The 4413-nt window shown below is 47.6% G+C and carries 2 protein-coding genes and 2 pseudogenes; 2 read left to right on the top strand and 2 right to left on the bottom strand.

All coding sequences use genetic code 11. The features are described from left to right. Window positions 1-342 (top strand): annotated as a pseudogene (locus tag Q0628_RS05165) (threonine synthase); the annotation flags it as partial. A gap of 402 nt (window positions 343-744) precedes the next feature. Here the strand turns inward: Q0628_RS05165 and Q0628_RS05160 are convergent. After that, the gene (locus Q0628_RS05160; protein ID WP_298768789.1) at window positions 745-1935 is read right to left on the bottom strand and encodes a hypothetical protein; all 1191 of its coding nucleotides are present in this window, start codon (window positions 1933-1935) and stop codon (window positions 745-747) included. Between the two features lie 221 nt (window positions 1936-2156). On the opposite strand from Q0628_RS05160, the gene mutL reads away from it, so the two are divergent. Next, a complete protein-coding gene (gene mutL / locus Q0628_RS05155) occupies window positions 2157-3965 on the top strand; it encodes a DNA mismatch repair endonuclease MutL (protein WP_298768787.1) in 1809 nt (602 codons plus the stop codon). Here mutL and Q0628_RS05150 read toward each other — a convergent pair. Beyond that, window positions 3933-4413: pseudogene (locus Q0628_RS05150) on the bottom strand (hypothetical protein); the annotation flags it as partial. The gene mutL and the pseudogene Q0628_RS05150 sit on opposite strands and share 33 nt — an antisense overlap.

Here is a 4413-nt window from a genome sequence, read left to right as displayed (position 1 = left end):
ATCCAGAAGACGAACGGCATGGTCGTAAGTGTCACCGAAGAAGAACTGGCGAACGCCGCCCACCGCGGCGACCGCATCGGTCTCTACTGCTGCCCGCACACGGGTGTCGCCCTCGGCGCGCTTGAAAAGCTCGTGGCCGCAGGCAAGATCGACAAGGAAGAAAACGTGGTCGTCATCAGCACGGCACACGGCCTCAAGTTCACCGAATTCAAGGTCGGCTACCACGAAAAGAAGCTCGAGAACATAGCCTCCAAGTTCGCGAACCCCGTGTTCAAGGCTCCGGCAGACCTGGGCGCCGTCATGGACATCTTGAAGAAAGAGATGTCTGAAAGACGCCGCTAATTCAAATCCAAACTTTCAATTCTAATGAAGCTCCGCTCGCTGCGGAGCTTTTTTACATGACCGAGGTCCAGAACTGGCGGAGAGAAAAGTCCGCAAGGCGAACGCCGCGATAGACAGCCAGCAAACTGGCATGGCTGAGTCGAAGGACATTCTTGTTTTGTGACTTCGAGTCACAAAACAAGAAAGGGCTCTCGCAAGAGAACCCTTTCCTAAGAAGGAGAAAATATGAATCGGTATGTGGAACCTTGAACCTACCAGGAGGGGAGCAATGATAGTGTTATATCAGGATTTACCCTTCTACCGTTTCACAATTTTAAATATACCCTTTAATTTTTTCTGAAGAACTACCAAATTGCTTATTTTCTTAGCGCCTTTAAATTACATAGGCAAGTAAAATCAATTTTACTCTTCGCGGAAAATAATCTTGCACTTCGGTACAAAACGGAATCCGCCGCGACGGTGACGTTCAATTTCAAAGAACTTCTTCACACCTTCAGACGGATGTTCCGGATCATCGGAACCATTGATATGAGCAATGACACGATTCAAGCGGCTTTCAAAATTTGGACGTAACGGATCCATGCATATAGAAGGATCCCGCTTGAATTCACGGTTTTCAAACTCTTCACGGCCAGTAGCACTGTATTCACGCAGAAGGTTGCGAAGAATACGCGCAGGAACGTTACGCATCAAGTGCTTATTGTTAACCGAGATTGAATCATCGCTCTTATAATAAACTATTGTAACGGAATCGTTCATCGCTTCAAGAAGCTGTTCCTGGGCTTTCTGGATCGGCTCCCAAGAATCAAATTCCTGCTTGACGACTGCACTCATGAGTTTGTTGAATGGTTCCGGAGCAACCACATTGGCCTTGTAATCAAAATAGACCACACTAGCCGGTGCGCCGTAATAACAACCCTTATGAATCAGGACAGCACCCACCTTTTCGTCGATAACATCTTCGGTAGCGCGAATGCATGCCATTTTCTTTTCTGCTTCAAATTCCCAGTCAAGTCCAAATTCAGCAAGACAATCCCCGAAGGTCATGTACTTGCCCACCAGACGGCCATTGACATAAACGCAGCCATCATCGCGAACTTCCGCAGACACCCGATTTTCCAAAGCCTCCACAAACGAGGTCTGAGAAGCTTTAAACTCAATCTTTTCATAGGCAGGAGTATTCAGCAAAATAGTGCCAATCTGCACTAGGCCGTTGAACCAGCGCATCGGGTTCGTAATCAGCATGCCCGGAGAATCAAAACGGAAAGTGAAATATTCCTTGCGATAGCCGTCAACCAAATCGCGACGGAGGAATTCGGCATTAGTCAGAAGCGGGTAACGTTTCGGAATAATATCGAGACAAAGCTGGCGAACATCTTCGGTCGCATAGAATTGAGATACATAAGGGAGGTAAGAGCGAAGCACGCTTCGTGCCGGTACAGCTTCGAATGCCGCGCAACGATCTATAATACGCTGCACGAACGCGTCCGGATTTTCACCTCTTTCGTAAAGCCAGTTCACCACGCTATTCATGATCAGGCGGTGAACGCCTTCATCAACGAACGAATCTTCAAAGTAGATATCGTTGAGCATCTTTACATTAATACGAGGATCCCGTTTTACAAGCGTCAAAATTTCTTTTACGGGATACGAAATTAACAGCTCAATATGCGTTAATTGTAAAAACAGGTTTGAAAGCAATTTACTACCTCTCTCAAGCTTATTTCTGTTAAAAATATAACAGAATTAACACTCTACCCTTTAATTTAGCAAAAAACACCCCCTAGAACCTCTCAAATGGCTATATTTTTACCATGAAATCGGCTGAAATACATGTTTTGTCTGATGAAATAATCAATAAAATCGCTGCAGGCGAGGTTATCGAGCGTCCCGCATCAGCCGTAAAGGAACTTATCGAGAACTCCATTGATGCAGGGGCGAGCCGTATACAGGTTTCAATTGAGCAGGGTGGGAAGAAGAAAATCCAGGTAACGGACAATGGCAAAGGCATGAACGCCGCCGATTTGGACCTATGCTATCTGCGCCATACCACATCAAAACTTTTTAACGCCGACGATTTGTTTCACTTGCAGACCAACGGTTTTAGAGGCGAAGCCGTCGCCTCCATTGCCGCGGTGTCCAAATTGACCATTACCAGTGCCACCGACGAGGGCGATAGCGGCCGAATTATCCTCGAAGGCGGAAACGTTGTTCAAAAACAGGACGTACAGGCCAGCCGAGGCACCACCTTCCTGGTCGAAGAACTTTTTTTCAACACTCCTGTGCGACGGAACTTCCTCAGCAGCGAAACAGCCGAAGGAACTCGAATTTTTGACATCATCCTAAAAATTGCCATCGCACACCCCGAAATTCGATTCGATTACAAAGTTGGCGACAAAACGGTCTTTACAGGAGTCCCGGGAGAGTTAAGAAACCGCATCGCCGAAGCAATCGGATCGAAAGTAGCGAAGGCTCTTTTGCCCGTTGACTATACGGAAGCAGGAGTCCATGTATGGGGCTATGTCTCTCCGACAACTGAAACAAATGGCAAACGGAACCATCAGTTTTTATTCATCCGCAATCGTCCAATCGAAAGCAAGATGGTAAGCAAGGCAGTACAGCAGGCGTATGAACCTTATGGAGCCCAGTGCAAGCCGGTCTCGGTTCTTTTTCTAGACATGCCTGACATGGAATTCGATGTCAATGTTCATCCTGCCAAACGAGAAGTTCGTTTCGCAAATCAAAACCTCGTATTCCTTGTCGTTTCACACGCCATTCGCGACGCCTTTACCAAGGACATGGAGACCCATTCGCCGCTGATTGACCTCGGCGACGAAATCACGAAGAATGAAATTCAGGCCGGTCCCGATTTCGTAAGCGATACCAAGCCAATATCCCGATACATCGCCCCAGAAATTGAAAAGCCCCGCAAAGCCACTCCCGTCAATGACCTTGCTCAAGATATATTTAGCCAGCCTGAAGCGGGTAAAATCATTTCGCTCGAGGGAGAGGAATCGCTAAAACCTTCTACCCCCGAATCATCATGGATTCCGCCGACCTTCTTCCAGATTGCAAACACCTACATCGCCGGCGAAGATTCCAATGGTTTACTCATCATCGATCAGCATGCCGCACATTCGCGCATTCTTTACGAACAGGCTCTCGAAACTCTGAAGAACGGTTCCGCGCTCGACAGCCAGGAACTCCTTTTTCCTGAACTTCTAGACCTTACCAAGATCGAAGTTCAGGCTCTCAACTCAGTAGAGAACCAGTTCAAGCACCTTGGTTTCTTCATTGAGCATTTTGGCGGAGAAACTTACCAGATTCGAGCCATCCCTAGTGCACTTCCACTTTCTCGCGCCATCAAGGCCGTCAAGGATTTCCTGGATAGTGTTGGAGACGAAGGCAATGGCGAAGGCGACATGGTCAAGGTACAGGACAATATTGCCAAAGCCTGGGCGAATACGAATGCATACCAGGCAGGAGACAAGCTTAAGCCCGAGGAAATGGCGGCACTCGTAAGCCAATTGATGCTTACCGAAGAACCACTCAAGTCGCCCTATGGGCACCCGACATTGCTGCGATACACGCTAGACGAGTTGGCGAAAAAATTCAAGCGCTAGCGATTCAAGGGGTTTTCCCACCGCAAGTTTCGAATACAGATTATCTGTATCCGAATTACGCATAGAAGCACACTGTGTGGCGATTTCTTGAGCGATACTTGCCACTGCCCATCGCTCCTTACCTGGAGCGGCAATAATTTCAGGATAAATCAACTTGTCCAAAATGATGTTCGGCAACGCAAAATACTTCGTCCTAACAAAAAGGCGTGCCAAGCCATAGGTTAAAACATCTGGTTTGGTGCAAACAACCATCGGGCACCCCGATAAGGCAAGTTCCAACGTAGCCGTTCCCGGTGCAGACAATGCTAATGTCGCACTATGGTAAAACGCTTTGCGCTCATCCATATTTTGAGGCGTTACCACCACACGGATTTTTTGTAAAAGTACATCGTCTCCAAATTGACGCAGAGCTTTTTCAAAATCCTCGACTAGTTCCTGTCGAGCCGCC

Origin of the sequence: uncultured Fibrobacter sp. (assembly GCF_937877005.1) — a bacterium.
Taxonomy (GTDB): domain Bacteria; phylum Fibrobacterota; class Fibrobacteria; order Fibrobacterales; family Fibrobacteraceae; genus Fibrobacter.
The sequence above is the reverse complement of the archived record's forward strand: the minus strand, read 5'-3'. Positions and strand labels throughout refer to the sequence as shown.

Coding starts and splice junctions, on each gene's coding strand:
- Q0628_RS05160 (WP_298768789.1), bottom strand. CDS start 1,935: ATGCTCAACGATATCTACTTTGAAGATTCGTTCGTTGATGAAGGCGTT.
- mutL (WP_298768787.1), top strand. CDS start 2,157: ATGAAATCGGCTGAAATACATGTTTTGTCTGATGAAATAATCAATAAA.